Origin of the sequence: Aliivibrio fischeri, from assembly GCA_038993745.2 — a bacterium.
Classification (GTDB): Bacteria; Pseudomonadota; Gammaproteobacteria; order Enterobacterales; family Vibrionaceae; genus Aliivibrio; species Aliivibrio fischeri_B.
In genome coordinates this window covers 49,127-64,993 of sequence record CP160630.1, presented here as the reverse complement: position 1 = coordinate 64,993, position 15,867 = coordinate 49,127, and the positions used below count along the sequence as shown (strand labels likewise).

General features: G+C 39.4%; 14 protein-coding genes and 3 pseudogenes. 9 read left to right on the top strand and 8 right to left on the bottom strand.

The genetic code is table 11. The annotated features are described in order from the left end of the window. The first annotated feature begins 4 nt into the window (after positions 1 to 4). From uhpA to AAFX60_014325, 3 genes and pseudogenes are all read left to right on the top strand, one after another. On the top strand, positions 5 to 613 hold the full coding sequence (gene uhpA / locus AAFX60_014335; GenBank protein XDF79608.1) for a transcriptional regulator UhpA: 609 nt from the start codon (positions 5 to 7) through the stop codon (positions 611 to 613). A 38-nt stretch (positions 614 to 651) separates the two neighbouring features. Further along, positions 652 to 2,109 carry a signal transduction histidine-protein kinase/phosphatase UhpB gene (gene uhpB / locus AAFX60_014330; GenBank protein ID XDF80175.1) on the top strand — a complete coding sequence of 486 codons (1,458 nt, stop codon included), beginning with the start codon at positions 652 to 654 and terminating at the stop codon, positions 2,107 to 2,109. A gap of 8 nt (positions 2,110 to 2,117) precedes the next feature. Then, positions 2,118 to 3,457, top strand: a pseudogene (locus AAFX60_014325) (MFS transporter). Positions 3,458 to 3,726: 269 nt separating this feature from the next. Here AAFX60_014325 and AAFX60_014320 read toward each other — a convergent pair. Continuing rightward, entirely contained in the window at positions 3,727 to 4,566 is an 840-nt protein-coding gene (locus AAFX60_014320) for a LysR family transcriptional regulator (GenBank protein ID XDF79607.1), read from the bottom strand. A gap of 278 nt (positions 4,567 to 4,844) precedes the next feature. Continuing rightward, positions 4,845 to 5,810 (bottom strand): helix-turn-helix domain-containing protein, encoded by a 966-nt coding sequence (locus tag AAFX60_014315; protein XDF79606.1) that lies wholly within the window; start codon positions 5,808 to 5,810, stop codon positions 4,845 to 4,847. Between the two features lie 114 nt (positions 5,811 to 5,924). Between AAFX60_014315 and AAFX60_014310 the strand changes: the two genes are divergently transcribed. Both AAFX60_014310 and AAFX60_014305 read left to right on the top strand, forming a co-directional pair. Further along, complete coding sequence (locus AAFX60_014310) at positions 5,925 to 6,716, top strand: MBL fold metallo-hydrolase (protein XDF79605.1); 792 nt, start codon at positions 5,925 to 5,927, stop codon at positions 6,714 to 6,716. Positions 6,717 to 7,129: 413 nt separating this feature from the next. Then, the gene (locus AAFX60_014305) at positions 7,130 to 7,501 is read left to right on the top strand and encodes a hypothetical protein (protein XDF79604.1); all 372 of its coding nucleotides are present in this window, start codon (positions 7,130 to 7,132) and stop codon (positions 7,499 to 7,501) included. A gap of 147 nt (positions 7,502 to 7,648) precedes the next feature. On the opposite strand, the gene AAFX60_014300 is transcribed toward AAFX60_014305, so the two are convergent. Both AAFX60_014300 and AAFX60_014295 read right to left on the bottom strand, forming a co-directional pair. Further along, positions 7,649 to 8,551: a DMT family transporter gene (locus tag AAFX60_014300; GenBank protein XDF79603.1), complete on the bottom strand. Its 903-nt coding sequence runs from the start codon at positions 8,549 to 8,551 to the stop codon at positions 7,649 to 7,651. Between the two features lie 70 nt (positions 8,552 to 8,621). Next, positions 8,622 to 9,508, bottom strand: a pseudogene (locus AAFX60_014295) (AraC family transcriptional regulator). A 191-nt stretch (positions 9,509 to 9,699) separates the two neighbouring features. Between AAFX60_014295 and AAFX60_014290 the strand changes: the two are divergent. The 3 genes and pseudogenes from AAFX60_014290 to AAFX60_014280 all read left to right on the top strand — a co-directional run bounded on the left by AAFX60_014290 (position 9,700) and on the right by AAFX60_014280 (position 13,229). After that, the gene (locus AAFX60_014290; GenBank protein ID XDF79602.1) at positions 9,700 to 10,899 is read left to right on the top strand and encodes a sugar efflux transporter; all 1,200 of its coding nucleotides are present in this window, start codon (positions 9,700 to 9,702) and stop codon (positions 10,897 to 10,899) included. 139 nt (positions 10,900 to 11,038) lie between these two features. Next, positions 11,039 to 12,283, top strand: coding sequence for an NADH:flavin oxidoreductase/NADH oxidase family protein (locus tag AAFX60_014285; GenBank protein XDF79601.1), 1,245 nt, complete (start codon positions 11,039 to 11,041; stop codon positions 12,281 to 12,283). A gap of 44 nt (positions 12,284 to 12,327) precedes the next feature. Continuing rightward, a pseudogene (locus tag AAFX60_014280) lies at positions 12,328 to 13,229 on the top strand (LysR family transcriptional regulator). A 79-nt stretch (positions 13,230 to 13,308) separates the two neighbouring features. On the opposite strand, the gene AAFX60_014275 reads toward AAFX60_014280, so the two are convergent. The 4 genes from AAFX60_014275 to AAFX60_014260 all read right to left on the bottom strand — a co-directional run bounded on the left by AAFX60_014275 (position 13,309) and on the right by AAFX60_014260 (position 15,279). After that, positions 13,309 to 13,515: a hypothetical protein gene (locus AAFX60_014275; GenBank protein XDF79600.1), complete on the bottom strand. Its 207-nt coding sequence runs from the start codon at positions 13,513 to 13,515 to the stop codon at positions 13,309 to 13,311. 14 nt (positions 13,516 to 13,529) lie between these two features. Further along, positions 13,530 to 14,303, bottom strand: coding sequence for a biotin/lipoyl-binding protein (locus tag AAFX60_014270; GenBank protein ID XDF79599.1), 774 nt, complete (start codon positions 14,301 to 14,303; stop codon positions 13,530 to 13,532). Between the two features lie 3 nt (positions 14,304 to 14,306). Then, complete coding sequence (locus tag AAFX60_014265) at positions 14,307 to 14,627, bottom strand: DUF3302 domain-containing protein (protein XDF79598.1); 321 nt, start codon at positions 14,625 to 14,627, stop codon at positions 14,307 to 14,309. 349 nt (positions 14,628 to 14,976) lie between these two features. After that, positions 14,977 to 15,279 (bottom strand): DUF3861 domain-containing protein, encoded by a 303-nt coding sequence (locus AAFX60_014260; protein ID XDF79597.1) that lies wholly within the window; start codon positions 15,277 to 15,279, stop codon positions 14,977 to 14,979. Between the two features lie 146 nt (positions 15,280 to 15,425). Here AAFX60_014260 and AAFX60_014255 point away from each other — a divergent pair, with 146 nt between their 5' ends. Continuing rightward, positions 15,426 to 15,851, top strand: coding sequence for a MarR family transcriptional regulator (locus AAFX60_014255; protein XDF79596.1), 426 nt, complete (start codon positions 15,426 to 15,428; stop codon positions 15,849 to 15,851). Positions 15,852 to 15,867: the final 16 nt, after the last annotated feature.

The following is a 15,867-nucleotide window of genomic DNA, read 5'->3' as shown; positions in this document are numbered from 1 at the left end:
TATCATGATTAATGTTGCACTTGTTGATGACCACATCATTGTCCGCTCTGGTTTCGCTCAATTACTTAGCTTGGAATCAGACATATCTGTCGTTGGGGAATTTAGCTCAGCAGCAGAAGCGCGTCGTGGACTACCAAGTTGCCATCCTGATGTCGTCATTTTAGACATATCAATGCAAGATGAGAGTGGATTAAGCCTGTTAGAAGATATTCCTTCAGGCATTGCTAGCATCATGCTCAGTGTGCATGATTCTCCCGCCATGGTTGAGAAATCATTAGAGCTAGGAGCAAAAGGTTACCTAAGTAAACGTTGCAGTCCTGATGAGCTAATTCAAGCGGTAAGAACCAGTGCTAATGGCGGTTGTTACCTTACGCCAGATATTGCGATTAAACTGGCAACGCCTGTCAAAAACAAAACCGCATTGAATCATCTAACTCGCCGTGAAAACGAAGTATGCCAATTACTTGCAACTGGATTAGACGTAAAATCTATTGCCATTGAATTAGGGCTTAGTCATAAAACCGTCCATGTTCATCGTGCTAATGCAATGGATAAACTTAACGTAAAAAATAACGTTGAGTTGGCTAAACTCTTTACTCAAGACTCATTCTAATGCGTTCTTATTTAGCCACATCACTATGCGGTGCCTTTATGGCCGCTTGTGCTTGGTTTTGTTTATGGGTCATTGCTTATTACTTTATTAATGACCCTGAGCTCGCCATTTTGTTATTCCCCTTTTCTCTACGCTTAGGAATGACTCTGCACACTCGCTCTTCCTATTGGCCTGCGATTTACATTGCAGAATGGGGACTAACCATCGCTTTAGCTCTACTACTTGATGAACCACAATGGCTAACCGTTCTTATTGCTAGTGCCTTAAGTATTCCCATTACGTGGTTTGCAAAACGGTATTACTACGGCGATCAAAACCGTCATCTTCTCATCATGGCAAGCGTCATTATGATCACCGCACTCATCAATATTGCGGTTGTGGGATCTCATGTTCCATCCATTTACATGGTATGGCTTGTGAGCATTACAGGCGGGTTAATGCTGGTTCCGATGTGCTATTTAGTGTGGAACTATCTATTTCAAAATAAATGGGCACCACTGAGTTCCCACCTCATCAATACCGCTGTTGAATTTAAAATACGCCACATCGCTTTATACAGTCTATTGTTGGTTGCTAGCATTTTAATACAAACCAGCTTGCCTGATGAGTTAAGACGCTTCGCTCCTTTTTGTATGGCAATTCCGATTATTTTGCTTGCGGTACGATACGGGTGGCAAGGGGCTTTATTAGCGACATTATTTAATAGCGTGGCATTAATTGCCGCTCACAGTGGCGTATCTAAACTTGAAATTACCGATTTACTTTTATCGCTTTCAGCCCAAACCATTACGGGTATTTTACTTGGATTAGCAGTTCAAAAGCAGAAAGATCTCAATCAAAAATTACGTAATGAACTGTCTCGTAATCAAAATCTATCACGCCAATTAATTACAGCTGAAGAATCGGTTCGTCGTGATATTGCACGTGAATTGCATGACGAAATAGGCCAAAACATCACAGCTATCCGCACTCAAGCGAGCATAATTAAACGCATTGATGCCGCTGAGATGAGTGTTCGTTGCGCCGATACTATCGAGACGCTTTCACTCAATGTCTATGACACAACCAAGCGATTATTAACCAAATTAAGACCCAAAATGTTGGATGATTTGGATTTAAAAGAATCCGTTGAGCAACTCATCCGTGAAATGGAGTTTTCCGATCACGGCGTTGATATACAACTGAACTGGCAAGGTGATTATTCATGCTTAAGTGATACGCTTAAAGTCACTATCTTTCGCTTATGCCAAGAATCACTCAATAACGCTTATAAATACGCACAAGCCAGTGAGATTAACATTGAACTGATTCTTGATGAGCAAGTGAGCCTTTTTATTACCGACAATGGCATTGGATTTAAAACTCAAGATTTGATGAATGGAATGGGAGTAAGAGGCATGCAAGAGCGAGTTCAAGCACTCGGAGGGAAAATGGTCATCAATTCCAACACCTCGATTCCTGGCACTCAAATTAGCATTGCACTACCAAAAATGTGAGTATTACTATGTTTGGATTTTTACGCTCAACCACATCAAATGACAACACGCTTAGTGATACTCAAGTGAACGAAAGTTATCGCTATTGGCGTTTACATATCATGATCGGCATGTACATTGGGTATGCTGGTTTTTACTTCACTCGTAAAACTTTTAACTACGCCGCTCCTGCTATGATCACCGATTTAGGGCTTAATAAAGGTGATCTCGGTTTAATCGGCACTCTTTTCTATATCTCGTATGGATTATCAAAGTTTCTTTCGGGCACCATTTCTGACCGCTCTAACCCTCGTTATTTTATGGGACTAGGATTAATTGCCACAGGACTCATTAACATTGCTTTTGGCTTCTCTAGCTCGTTAGCGGCTTTTATCTCTCTGTGGGTACTTAATGCATGGTTTCAAGGCTGGGGTTGGCCTTCATGTTCAAAACTCCTCACCACTTGGTACTCTCGTTCTGAAAGAGGATTCCGTTGGGCAATATGGAACACAGCACACAACATTGGTGGGGCGTTAATTCCTATTCTTGTAGGCTATTTAACCCTTCATTACAGCTGGCGAGAAGGTTTTATCTTACCGGGTATGATTGGTGTCGCAATTGGACTGATTGTATGTTGGCGTCTACGTGATAAACCCACCACCATGGGCTTACCTAGTGTAGGAAAATGGCGTAATGATCCACTGGAGCTCGCACAAGAAAACCATGGTCAAGGGTTAAGCTATCGAGAGATTCTAAAAACCTATGTGTTTAGTAATAAGTACATTTGGTTACTCGCTTTTAGCTATGTATTGGTTTACATCGTAAGAACCGCAGTCAATGACTGGGGAAACCTGTATCTCACAGAAGAACACAACTACAGCTTAATTAATGCAAATGCCGCATTATCCCTATTTGAAATTGGCGGTTTTGTGGGATCTCTTGTTGCTGGATGGGGTTCTGACAAGCTCTTTGGGGGCAATCGTGGACCAATGAACATTTTGTTCGCTATTGGTATTTTTCTTTCCGTTTCAGCGTTATGGCTTATGCCGTTAACCAATTTTGTGTTTCAAGCTGCTGGGCTGTTTTCTGTTGGTTTCTTTGTTTTTGGACCACAAATGTTAATTGGTATGGCTGCGGCTGAATGCTCACATAAAGACTCGGCAGGCGCCGCTACAGGGTTTGTTGGATTATTTGCTTATATGGGGCAGCGCTTTCAGGCTACCCATTAGCGGTGATTTTAGAAACCTATGGATGGACAGGGTTCTTTATCACCATTTCGACTTGTGCTGCTGTCATAGGGTTACTACTTCTGCCCTTTTTACAAGCTCAATCACCTCAAAAACCGATTGAAACAAGAGTGCGCTTATAACAGCAGTTCTTTTCATCTCAAATATAAAAAATGCTTACCCTACGTTAGGAGCAATAATTAAAACAGCGATAATAGTGGCAATTAATGTACGAGGAATAACAACATCTTTATCAAATTTCATCAAATAACTCCGGTTTACCTATCGTTAAAATCAATTCAATTTTCCATTAAAGATTAATGAATTAGATTGCAATTAGGTAATATTATGATGATTGATAACGAGAAACTATTGACCATTAACTATGCGATATATAGTTTTTATCTATGAATTATTGATGAAGTTCACTCAGCCTTGATTTGATCTGTTCACGTATGTATTTATGCGTTTTATTGGTGATATTACGACGGTGGTAAATCAGCTTTATCTCATAGGGCTGTAATGGAAAAGGAGACTCTAATACCTTTAAACCAAGCTCTTGAGCTAAACCAAACATACTTTCAGCCACAATGCAGATCGCATCCGTATTCCTCACACTCAACAATAAGTTAGATGGCCCACTCACTTCACGAACGATGTTACGCTCAAATATCTCATCAGGACGAGTTTCAAACGCGCCCACATTCTCATTTTTCAGTTTAAGCATAACATGCTCAGCTTGGTTAAATTGCTCTAAACTTAATGAATGACCAAGGATAGTCGGATGATCGTTTCGACACGCAAAAGCGATATCCATTTTGCCTAAACTTTCAGTCACAAAGGTGTAGTCCGTTACCGTAATATCATCAATCAATATATCCACTTCACCAGAGCGAATTTTATCTAGCATTTGGTACTCAACCGCTGGGCTTTCTGTCAGCAAAGCATCGTCCATATCAGGCAGAGATTGCAATACGATTTCTGGCGCACTCACTATTAAACGACGTGGAGATTCCAACGCCATGACTAATTGATCCATGATAGGTCGAACTTGATAAGCTAATGAATGGGCGGCATCGGTAGGCTCAAGAGAGCGCCCTACTTTTAGAAATAATGGCTGCCCGTAACTCTCTTCAAATTTTTTGATCGCACTGCTCATTGAGGGCTGCGTAATATTTAAATAATCCGCCGCTTTTGTCACGCTACCAAAGTCATACACTGCCAGAAAATGTTTGATAAAATTTAAATTCATTCCGCTTCCCTACTGCATTTTAAAACGACAAACAAAAGGCCATCCAATCAAGAGACTCTCAGGCTAATCGTGTAAGCGCTATCTGTCAAAGAATGTTAAATCGCTTAGGAGCAAAAAGCGCCCGTTTTGCAAATAGGTTGATTGTGTTTGAGATATTAGAGAAGAAACTGAAGGTAGTAATTGAAGGCCAATATGCGGTGACTGGAGAGGTTTAGGGCTAACACGATTTAAGGCGTTGGGATAATAGATGTTAAGATTCGCCCTCAATGAAATGAATACTATTGCTTGAAAGTCGTGCGCCACTGAACCGGCGATACATGAAAAGCAGATTTAAAGTGCTTTCTGAATACACTATCAGAGCCAAAACCCGCTTGCTCTGCAACTTGAGGTATCGATAGTTTCGTGGTTTCTAATAGACGCTGGCTAAGCACCAAACGTCGATTTTGCAGCCATTCACCAAATGTACAGCCATAGGTGGATTTAAACTGGCGTGTAAAAGTACGTTTACTCATCGCACAGCGCTCAGCAACTTCATCTAGTGAATGAGACTGATTAAGGCTCTGCTCAACCAGCTCAATCACAAGGCTGATACTTGTCTCTGTAAGAGGTTTTATGTTGACTGGTGCTGGTATATATTGCTGCTGTCCACCTGTACGAGATGGCGCAGTCACCATCTTACGTGCGAGATCATTCGCAAGCTCACTACCACACAAACGGCGCACTATGTGTAGACAACAATCGAGTGAAGCGGCTACTCCAGCAGAGGTAATGATAGTCTCATGTTCAACAAATAGAGGGTTTGGGTCAAAATCCACCTTAGGAAATTGCTGCTGAAATTGTTCGGAAAACGCCCAATGGCTTGTGGCTCGTTTGCCATCGAGAACGCCAGCACACGCGAGAACATAAGAACCAAGGCAAAGTCCTACCAGCAACTTCCCTTTATTATGATGCTCTATTAACGCCTCTATAAGTCGCTCACTTGGCTCTGGCAAGTCATTTGGCCAGCTTGGAATAATTATAATATCAGCTTCTTGGATAGCACTTAAATCACTATCTACCACCACACCAAATCCAGAGCTTGTTTCAAACTGCAAGCTGTTTTCGCAACAGATCCTCAAGTCAAACCGAACCTGCTGACCGAAAAAGATATCTTGAAACACCAGACAAGGCACAGAGAGATGAAAAGCACTGATGCCTTCAAAGGCTACCATCGTAATTTTAATTAGCTCGCTTGATTTGTTCATAAGCGTCTCGATTTGCGCGAATATTGACTTTCAAGACAGTATCACAAGAAACTGGAAAATAGCATACTAAATATCATAGAGAACATGGCTTGTTAGTGAGTTTAGAGAGGCATTATGAAGATCCACCACCTACGTAGCGCAACATTTATTATTGAATCTGGCGAAAGATTTATCCTTATTGATCCTATGTTGGGAAAAAAAGGCTCTATGCCTCCCTTTTCAGTAATTAAGGCTAAGGCCGCGAAAAATCCAACCGTTGAGATGCCAAGTAATGCCGATGAGCTACTAAACAAAGTTACTCATACCTTAATTACTCACAGTCAAACATTTGGTATCAAGGCATTACAACATGGAGATCACCTAGATCCGGCAGGTGAGGCATTTTTAACAAGTCGTAATATCCCAGTTGCGACACCAGCCAAAGATAAGGCTTACCTAGAAAAATACGACTTAACGGTAAATTGGGGAATTGAAGACTGGCAAACTATCGACTTTCTAGACGGAAAGCTCACCGCGGTTCCGGCTTTGCACGGTCATGGATGGATTCACAAGGTAATGGCTAATGGTGTTGGATTTTTCTTGGAGCTCCCCAATGAGCCTTCTATTTACATTAGCGGTGATACAGTTCTAACCGATGATGTAAAACGAGCATTGACTGAGTTGAAACCTGATATCACAGTAGTCGCGGCAGGTCGTGCTCGTATGGACGTTGGTCAACCGTTATTAATGTCTATTGAAGAGGTTATGGAGTTTATTCACCTTTCCCCTAATAAGGTCATTGCGAACCATATGGAGGCACTCAATCACTGTGCAGTAACTCGACCAATTCTTAAAGAAGCAATTAATAAAAACGGTTTGTCAGATAAAACCCTTATTCCTGCTGATGGTGAGACTTTGAAGTTTTAGATATCCCAGACCTATGGGTAGTTTTCAACAAAACAAAGTGGCGTCAAAAAGCCTTTTCGATTTGTGTATCCAACCTATTTTTTGCGGAGTAATTAGCTATGAATAACGTTCTTATCATCAATGATCACGAACCATCACCATTTTCAAAATGGTAAACCTAACGCCTCTTTGGGAATTCGTATTGGTATGGGGCTAATTTAGCGCATTGACACATAGCGGTACATTCATGAAACTGTATTTAACACAGCATGCCAGGATTATTAACTCATAATCGAGAGCGACAAAGCCCTGCAAATATATGGTTGCGAGAGAAAATAAAGTCCTACTTTTCAGGCTAATAACTTTATTAATATAGTATTTTCCTCAAAAACGCGCATAATCTTGCGATACAACACTCAAAAGAGAAATGACCTATGACTAATTTTCAATACTACTTTCACGAACTGCCTTGTTTTAACTGTAAAAAAACCAAAGTGAATACTGACCTTGGTTGGTTAACAGCAACAATGAAAGAAGATGTTCAAGCACAACTGGCTGCAATTATCGAACAAGGCAACGTTGAAGCTGATCTTTCAGTAAACGTAACTTGTACTAAAGCAGAAGCTCGTGATTACTTATTACTGAACTTCTACGGTTATTCAGAAGAAGAGCTAGAAGGCCAAATTGAAGCTGATGATGAGAAAGAAGTAGCAGATGAAATTGCAGAACTTCTGGCTGAAAATGACGCATTAGTTTTTGAACACGAAATCGCACTACAAAGCTGCACTAATTGCGACGTTGAGTAAATATTAATAGACACTCACATATCATTATGTTTTTTCAGGGGCTAACAAAATAAAATTTGTTGGCCCTGCTTCGATCAATTAAAGCGATTACTTACAAAGAGAGTAAGCACTAACTTAAGTAAATTAGCGCTTTCATTCATTTTATGCCTAACTATTTTTCTTCGTGATAGAAACCGACTGCTTACCAAATACGTTAATTAGCGCACCAGTCACAATCAAGCCACCACCTAAATATGTCCAAATGGATGGAATTTCATTAAATATCCAAACACCTAATAACGCTGAAAAGACAATCTGTACATAAGAGTAAGCAGACGCTTTACCCGCGGCTTGGGTTTGCATAGCTTTGGTCAGTCCGTATTGCCCAATTTGTGTGAAGATGCCGATTAAAATCAAGATCATCGTAAGGAACAAACTTGGCCATACAAAGTCATTCCAAATCAGTACAGTTGAGATGGATAATGCCACTAATGGGAAATAAAAGATAATAACGGAGCTATCTTCTGTCTGGCTGAGCTTTCTAACTATCACATAAGCAATAGAACTTCCTAACGCACCACACAAAGCAACAGCGATACTAAAAATTGGCAATTCGCTCGTGCTTCCACTGTCCATACTTGGCTGAACCATGACAAACAACCCAGCAAGACAGAACGCAATGCAAAGCATGGTTGATTTTTGAATGTGTTCTTTAAGAAATAGAACGCCGAGCAATGCGGTAAAAATAGGATGAACATATTGTAAGATCGTAGCTTCAGCCAAAGGTAGAGTCGTCACTGCATAGTAAACACACATAAGAGCCGTTGTACCTACAGCCCCACGAGCAAGAAGTAATGGCTTATTATTTCCCCATATCGAAATGCCTTTTCGTTTCACATCAGCATAACTAATGATCAAAGAAACGAGCGCCCTTGCTGCCACAATTTCAAATACTGGAATACCGTAATTACTCACGTATTTTACGCACGCAGACATAAGCGCAAATCCAAGCGCTGAAAGAAACATAAATCTAACCCCTACAGGGATCAGTGAAAAAGAGGTGGTAGGCATAAGAACATCAACCGAGTTTAGAAGGTAATAAATAATAACGTAATTTATCAGCTGTAACCAAAGTTCTGTTTTAATTAAATCGACGTCGAAAATCACTCGGCGTCATGGTTTTTAACTCCTTAAACTGACGATTAAAATTGGATATATTTTTAAACCCAGTCTTCTCAGCAACGAGCGCAACAGGTAAGTTAGTACTCGCTAACAGTTCACAAGCTTTACCAATACGGTATTGCTTTATATGATCAGAAAAACTCATCCCATAATGCTTCTCAAACATACGATAAGCCGAGCTCTCACTCATATGAAGTCGTTTGCATAAATCAGCAATCTTTATCGCATCACCATAGTGTTTTTCTATGTATCTTGTTGCTCGTTCAATGCGGTGATTAAATTCTGAATCATCCGAAAGAGGTTTAATTCGATAAGGTGTTGTTGATAATTTCTTTGCTTCAATATCATCAGCAAGGCTCACTACTATCTCAATAACTTTTACAGCTTGTTGGTGGCGATCTAATGATGTTGCTTGTTTTAATAATTCAGATACCTTCAGTGCTACCTCTACGCTAAACGACAGCCCATAAGCCGAATTGTCCAATAAACGTTTTAAGTTTCTTGCTTCAGGAATAAGTGCTATTAAGCGTTCAACCCAATGATGAGCAAACCAGATAATTAAAGTGTGGTGCTTTGACTGTTCTACCTTCACACTTCTTCCTGCCACCATATGAGGTAAACCTGGGCCATAAAGAAATAAAGAATTATGGTGAATATCACCAATTGCATCACCTGCAAAATAGCTACCTTGAAATGCCCATCAGGATCAAGATACAACACCAATTCATACTCAGAATGATAATGCCAAGAGCACGCAAACTCATTATCTTCAACTCGACAATGAAACTCTCTTACGATCCAATCAAAATTAGGTAAATTCAGTACATGCTCTTTAAACAGCTTCATTGCTACTCCAATCGATTCCTTTCCGTTTCAGAATAGTATGATGATAATTTTCTGTCAAAGAAGCATAACAAGATGAATGAATAGTATTAGATCTAGCTCGAATAACATCAATTAATAGGCTCATCATTAAGTAGACTACCCGTAAAACCAAATGATCACTTAAACCACATTTCGTATACTGGAATTGAGTTATGTATAAAGATAAAACCTCTTTACTATTTATTTTTACCGCTTTTATAACGGGGCTTTGCAGTGCATTTTTTTATCCACTATCAAGCCTGTTCATTGTTGAAGAGCTAGATGCTTCACCAATGATGCTGAGTCTATATATGACACTTGCAGTCAGCAGTTCAGTGATCGTATCTCAATTTATTGCTAAACGCTCAGACACACATTGGAACCGTAAAACCATTCTGATGATATCACTAGCAAGCTACTTAATTTTAGTCGCCAGTTTTACTGTTATTCGTGATTATTGGTTAGCGATTACCATGGCGATCGTATTTGGGAGCGTAAGTGGTGCTTCTTTTGGTCAACTGTTTGCTTTAGGTCGTGAATATGGTGACAGACACGTTACCAACAGCACCAGTTTTTTAGCAACAATGCGAGCAGGCCTTGCCATAGCTTGGGTATTTGGCCCACCAGCAGCATTCATGCTTAAAGCACAATTTGGATTCAATGCAGCATTTGCTGTCTCTGCTATAACAGTATCAGTAGCAATACTGATCATTGCTAAATTTATTCCTGATAACGTCGTAACAAAAGAAGAAAAAACAGCCGTAATTACTGAACATAAGCCTCTCGGACGCATGGTGATTCTCTATTGTTTCATTATCGTCTGTGCCTTTTCAGCTAACAATTTGTACATTACAAGTATGCCTTTGTATCTTTCACAAGAGTTACAAGTGGATGTTAGTTGGTTAGGGCTGATGTTTGGTGTAGCTGCAGCATGCGAGATCCCTGTGATGCTTGGTGCTGGCAAAATGGCTGAGAAAATGGGTACAACCAGAGTGATGACCCTTGGTGTTATATCTGGCGCTATGTTCTTTCTTGTTATGCTTTCAAGCACCAGCTTTACTTCAATGTTGATAGCTCAGATACTAAATGGTTTCTTTATTGGTGTTTGTGCAACACTTGGTATGGTTGCTTTACAAGATATGATGAAAGACAGATTAGGCACTGCTTCTACTTTATTCTCAAACATGTTGAATATCAGTGTATTGGTATCCAGTGTTTTAGTTGGTGTGGTAGGTGAGCTATACAACTATTACAGTGCACTGTATTTATGCTTTATTGGTGCCATCATCGCAGCAGCACTGTTGATTGTATTTGAAGTGTTAGAGAAGAAACAGAAAATAAAAATCGAAGGGCAATGCGAGATGGTTGGCTAAATATAGTATTAGCGTACACACATACAAATTGTGCAATCTTTACATTTATATCGATAAAATAGTGCATACTAACTAGGGCGTGTTGATCTTTTATGATTAACACGCCCTAATCACATAATAATATAACCATAAGGCACGTATGAATTCGATAGATCTCAATCAACCATTTACTCTTACTCATGGTCAAGTTATTAAAAATCGTCTGTTCAAATCAGCAATGAGTGAACAGCTTGGCGATAAGCAGCATAACCCGACTTCTGGTTTGGTAACCTTATACCAACGTTGGGCTAAAGGCGGTATTGGTTTATCGATGACAGGTAATGTCATGGTGGATAGAACCGCCCTTGGCGAGCCTAAGAATGTGGTTTTAGATGAGAAAAGTGACCTTAGATTATTTAGTGAATGGGCAAAGGCAGGCACGCAAAATAGCTCACACATATGGATGCAACTTAACCATCCAGGTAAGCAAATTCCAAAATTTCTATGTGCAGATCCAGTAGCCCCTTCAGCAATACCGTTAGAGCGTGGACTAGAAAAAAGTTTTAATACCCCACGAGAACTCACTGAGAGTGAAATCCAAGAGATCATTACTAAATTCGCTACCAGTGCCAAACTAGCAAAGCAAGCAGGCTTTACTGGAGTACAAATTCATGGTGCTCATGGTTATCTTGTTAGTCAATTTTTATCCTCAAGGCACAATCAACGAAACGACAAATGGGGTGGCTCATTAGAAAACCGACTGCGTTTCGTACTCGAAGTATATAATGCTATTCGTAAAGAAGTTGGGGCTGAATTCCCGGTAGGCATTAAGCTTAATAGTGCCGATTTTATGAAAGGCGGTTTCACTGAAGAAGAATCAATGCAGGTTGTGCAAACTTTAAGTAATAACGGCATCGACTTAATTGAGATATCTGGTGGCACTTACGAGAGTCCATCAATGATGGGATCCAAAGATAAAAATAAACCAGTAAAAGAAAGTACCGTTAAACGTGAAGCTTACTTTATGGATTACATGGAAAAAGTAAGAACGCTAGTTAATACACCTTTGGTTGTGACTGGTGGTTTTCGCTCTGCTCCTGCAATGAATGAAGCCTTAAATACCTCTGCGACTGACTTTATCGGTATTGCACGAACCATGGCTGTTGACCCTGATTTCCCAAATAAATTAATGCAAAATTCAGACTATGGAATGCCGTTAGCAGAACCAACAACAGGCAAACCTGCATTAGATAAAATGGCGATGGTAGGGCTTGTTTGGTATGAGCATCAAATGTGGCGTATTGCAGATGGAAAGGACGCTGATCCTCAATTGAGTGCATTTAGTGTGGTACTTAAAACCTTACTAAGCGCCGGTTGGTATGCTTTTAAAAAGCGCAGAGCATAAACGGCTCTTTCTAAGGATAAGATTGAATATACTAAGAGGTGAAAATGGATTTAAATCTGCTTAAAACATTTGATGCGGTAATGAAATCAAAAAGTGTTAACGCAGCAGCGGAAGCGCTCAATGTCACTGCGCCAGCAGTAAGTCATGCACTAAACCGTTTACGAGAACACTATCAAGATACCCTCTTTATTCGTCAAGGCAGAGGGATTATCCCGACCAGTTTTGCGTTAGAGCTACATAGCGAAATTCAAGGCCCTCTGAACCTTCTTATCAACGGTTCTAAATCTCATTTAGACTTTGAAGCACAAAACAGTCAACGTACTTTCCGAATATCTAGCCATAAAGATATTGATTTATTACTCATACCAAACTTAGTTAAATATAAAGAAAAGCACGCGCCAAATATTACCTTTGATGCTGATATCGAACATTTGAATGAGCAAGATAGGCAAGACGCTCTTCGCAACAGACGAGTTGATGTTATTTTAGCGACCGTGCCACTCACTGATCATGGTTATATAAATCAAATTCTATTTGAACAAGAACTCGTCGTGACCGTAAATAAAGATCACCCTCGAATAAAAGAGACTCTCACCATGGAAGATTTCATGAATGAAAGTCATCTTATGTGGAAAACACAACGACTAAATACCAATACACTCGATTCTTTAGTTATTGAAAACAGCCTTCCAAAAAGAAAAATTGCCTATACCACAGGCTCGACGACAACGGCGTTACTATTAGCCTCAGAAACAGACTGGCTATGTGTGACAAGTAAGTGGCATGCCACAAAAGTTGCAGAAAGCTTTGGTCTGAATATATTTCCAGTACCTTTTAAAACCAATAAAGTTCCCATTTATATGACGTGGCATCAAACTCAAAAAACGATATTGGCCACCAATGGTTACGTAGCGCAATCACTAACGCCATTCCAAGTGTTGAATAACAAATCATACCGACCATCTATGATAAAAAGGCGAAACTAACTGAGTAGTCTCGCCTTTGTTATTCAAGTAACAGGGTCTTTAACCCTCAAACACCCAATTTTCCCAACTTTGCATTCTAAGAATAACTTTACGTACCAAGCTAAACATTTCCCATTTAGGTGAATACACTGCAACATGAGCATCGGTACCCGAAGGAAGTGGCATGCCCTTCAACAACGATGGGTTATCCAACTCGACTTTAACTAAGATCCTACCACCCTGACTGATTTTTTCAGGTGCTTGCATTAGACCTGAAGGGGTCACCGCCCTTGTGCGATGATGTTATTGACTCGCACCACATGTGCTTTATAAGCATGGCCAGGAATCGTATTAAACGTCACTTCGGCTGGGTACCCTTCTTTAATATATCGGGCGGGAGATTGCTTAAATGCTGCAAATAACTGCTTATCCTCTTTATGAACAAAGACCAAATTACCTTGAAAAGGTACCACACGACTCTTCATTCCCGGTCTTAAAGCAACTTGAGTAACATAACCATCGGTAGGTGCAACTACCGTTGTATGATCCAAATTGAATTTCGCTAAATCAAGCTGAGTTAGGTATTTATTTTTATCCGCTTTTTGTTGCAGTAATTGAGATTTTATATCATCGATATTTTCTTGAGAAGAGAACCCTTTGGTTCCTAATTTTTGGTATCGATCAAACTCAGCTTGATAAAAATCTATTGCTGAATCTGTACGTGCAATATCACTCTGGATTCGATTTACTTTATCTTGAAAAGGCGCTTTATCAATTTGATATAACGGATCTCCCGCCTTTAATTGCTGATTACCTTGAACAAATACATCGGTTACTAACCCTTCCACTTGAGAAGTAATTGGTGTGGTTACACTATAAAGTCTTGCCATGCGAGAGACGGGTTGATACATCGCCATATATAAAAATATCCAACCTACAAGAAACAGACCAATGACAGAAGCCGTTGTAATCGTCCATTTATTTCTAGGAAGATTACAAACTTTAAATACGATGATACATAGAGCGATGTAACTTAAGATGATAAGCGTTTCCATCTTTTACTCCTTAATCTGTTTTTCTAATTCATTAATACGAGCAATCAAAGATGAATATTCTTGTGCTGAGACCTTATCTTTCTCCCCTAACCATGCTTGTTTATCGCCGTTATACATACTTGCCCAAATCCACAAAAACGGCCACAGAACATGAAGAAAAAATAAACTAATCCACCCCGCAACATGAATAGCCTCGGCATGAGGATGGTTTCTTTTAAGCGCCATTTCATAGGGAATATCATGCACAATAATTAATCCATAAATGAAGATTAATAAAACAATAAAAAGTATGCCTAATGAAGCGTAGTCTAAGAATATATTCATATGATTCCTCTTGATGTATGTATCGTTCATCTTCATTGAGTTTTTTTATTTATGCTGCTTTATGACTTTAGATATTAGCGACTACGACTATTCACCACTATTGATTAACCTTTAAATGTAAATTTAGCCTTGTTTAATCGACAAGTAAAAACAGACGAAAACCTTAAAAAATCATTTAATAACAAATAGATACCAATTAAACAAAATTAAATATAATAATGAAGTATCCTTTTAAATGTCCTCAAGGTGTAAGATCATTTCAAGGTAGACAGTAGATATAAAAAAGCCCAAGTACTTAAATACTCGGCTTTCTTTTCATAAAATCAGTGGACAGAAAAGCATCACTCTCTTATTTGCCTTTCACTTTACTCTTCAAATTCTGCATAAAGGTTTTAAAGTGCGGCATAAAATCCGCAAACAATTCATGTTTACGATTTGCCATCATCACAGGACCCAATAAACGCAATGCAACACCCACTCTGGTTGCTACTTCTGGCTCCAAACCACTTTTTTGCTTTACGTTGTTCACGATATTAAAAACATCTTCACGATCTTGAAATTCAAACGCTAATGTTTGAGCCACTTCTTGCTCTGGTGTTATCTCTTCAATCGTCACTCGGTAACACTTATCTTTTCTAATTTTAGGGATCATAGTTCTACCTTCTAATAATCTGAATTGTGTCGTAAATAACAACAAACTGATTTGAGCTTCCTCTTGAAAGAACGCTCAATTAAGTTGATAATATCAACTATATATTTTTAGTTGACAATGTCAACCACTTTCATGGTGAGAGTTTAATGTCAGAAAGAAAATCGTTAGAGAGTTTGTTCACGCTCGTGCATACATTAAAGCGTAATTTACATGACCAAATTGAAGAATTAGCGCTTGGGATCACTCCTATGCATGTGCGTGTTATCAAGATCATTAACCACAAACCACATTGTACAGCCATTGATATTGCTAATTATTTACATAGAGATAAAGCTCAAGTCACACGCCTTTTAAGCTCTTTATTAACACAAGAACTCATCATTAAAGAGCCTAACCCTGAAGATAAGCGCAGCCAATGCCTTCGTATCACTGAAGGTGGCAAAGAGATTATGAAAAAAATCTCGGGGATTGATAAAACGATGTTTGAAAAGATGTCGATGGATATCTCTGATGAAGAGATCGCTGAATTTAAGCGTATTGCAGAGAAGATGGCGAGAAACCTTAACGCTTAAAAACAGCTCAAAGCTA

What these genes read in the sequence shown, in the direction of transcription:
- AAFX60_014255 (XDF79596.1), top strand. Translation starts at nt 15,426, where the DNA reads ATGTCAGAAAGAAAATCGTTAGAGAGTTTGTTCACGCTCGTGCATACA.
- AAFX60_014320 (XDF79607.1), bottom strand. Translation starts at nt 4,566, where the DNA reads ATGAATTTAAATTTTATCAAACATTTTCTGGCAGTGTATGACTTTGGT.
- AAFX60_014305 (XDF79604.1), top strand. Translation starts at nt 7,130, where the DNA reads ATGACTAATTTTCAATACTACTTTCACGAACTGCCTTGTTTTAACTGT.
- AAFX60_014275 (XDF79600.1), bottom strand. Translation starts at nt 13,515, where the DNA reads ATGCAAGCACCTGAAAAAATCAGTCAGGGTGGTAGGATCTTAGTTAAA.
- AAFX60_014290 (XDF79602.1), top strand. Translation starts at nt 9,700, where the DNA reads ATGTATAAAGATAAAACCTCTTTACTATTTATTTTTACCGCTTTTATA.
- AAFX60_014300 (XDF79603.1), bottom strand. Translation starts at nt 8,551, where the DNA reads ATGCCTACCACCTCTTTTTCACTGATCCCTGTAGGGGTTAGATTTATG.
- uhpB (XDF80175.1), top strand. Translation starts at nt 652, where the DNA reads ATGGCCGCTTGTGCTTGGTTTTGTTTATGGGTCATTGCTTATTACTTT.
- AAFX60_014270 (XDF79599.1), bottom strand. Translation starts at nt 14,303, where the DNA reads ATGGAAACGCTTATCATCTTAAGTTACATCGCTCTATGTATCATCGTA.
- uhpA (XDF79608.1), top strand. Translation starts at nt 5, where the DNA reads ATGATTAATGTTGCACTTGTTGATGACCACATCATTGTCCGCTCTGGT.
- AAFX60_014315 (XDF79606.1), bottom strand. Translation starts at nt 5,810, where the DNA reads ATGAACAAATCAAGCGAGCTAATTAAAATTACGATGGTAGCCTTTGAA.
- AAFX60_014310 (XDF79605.1), top strand. Translation starts at nt 5,925, where the DNA reads ATGAAGATCCACCACCTACGTAGCGCAACATTTATTATTGAATCTGGC.
- AAFX60_014265 (XDF79598.1), bottom strand. Translation starts at nt 14,627, where the DNA reads ATGAATATATTCTTAGACTACGCTTCATTAGGCATACTTTTTATTGTT.
- AAFX60_014285 (XDF79601.1), top strand. Translation starts at nt 11,039, where the DNA reads ATGAATTCGATAGATCTCAATCAACCATTTACTCTTACTCATGGTCAA.
- AAFX60_014260 (XDF79597.1), bottom strand. Translation starts at nt 15,279, where the DNA reads ATGATCCCTAAAATTAGAAAAGATAAGTGTTACCGAGTGACGATTGAA.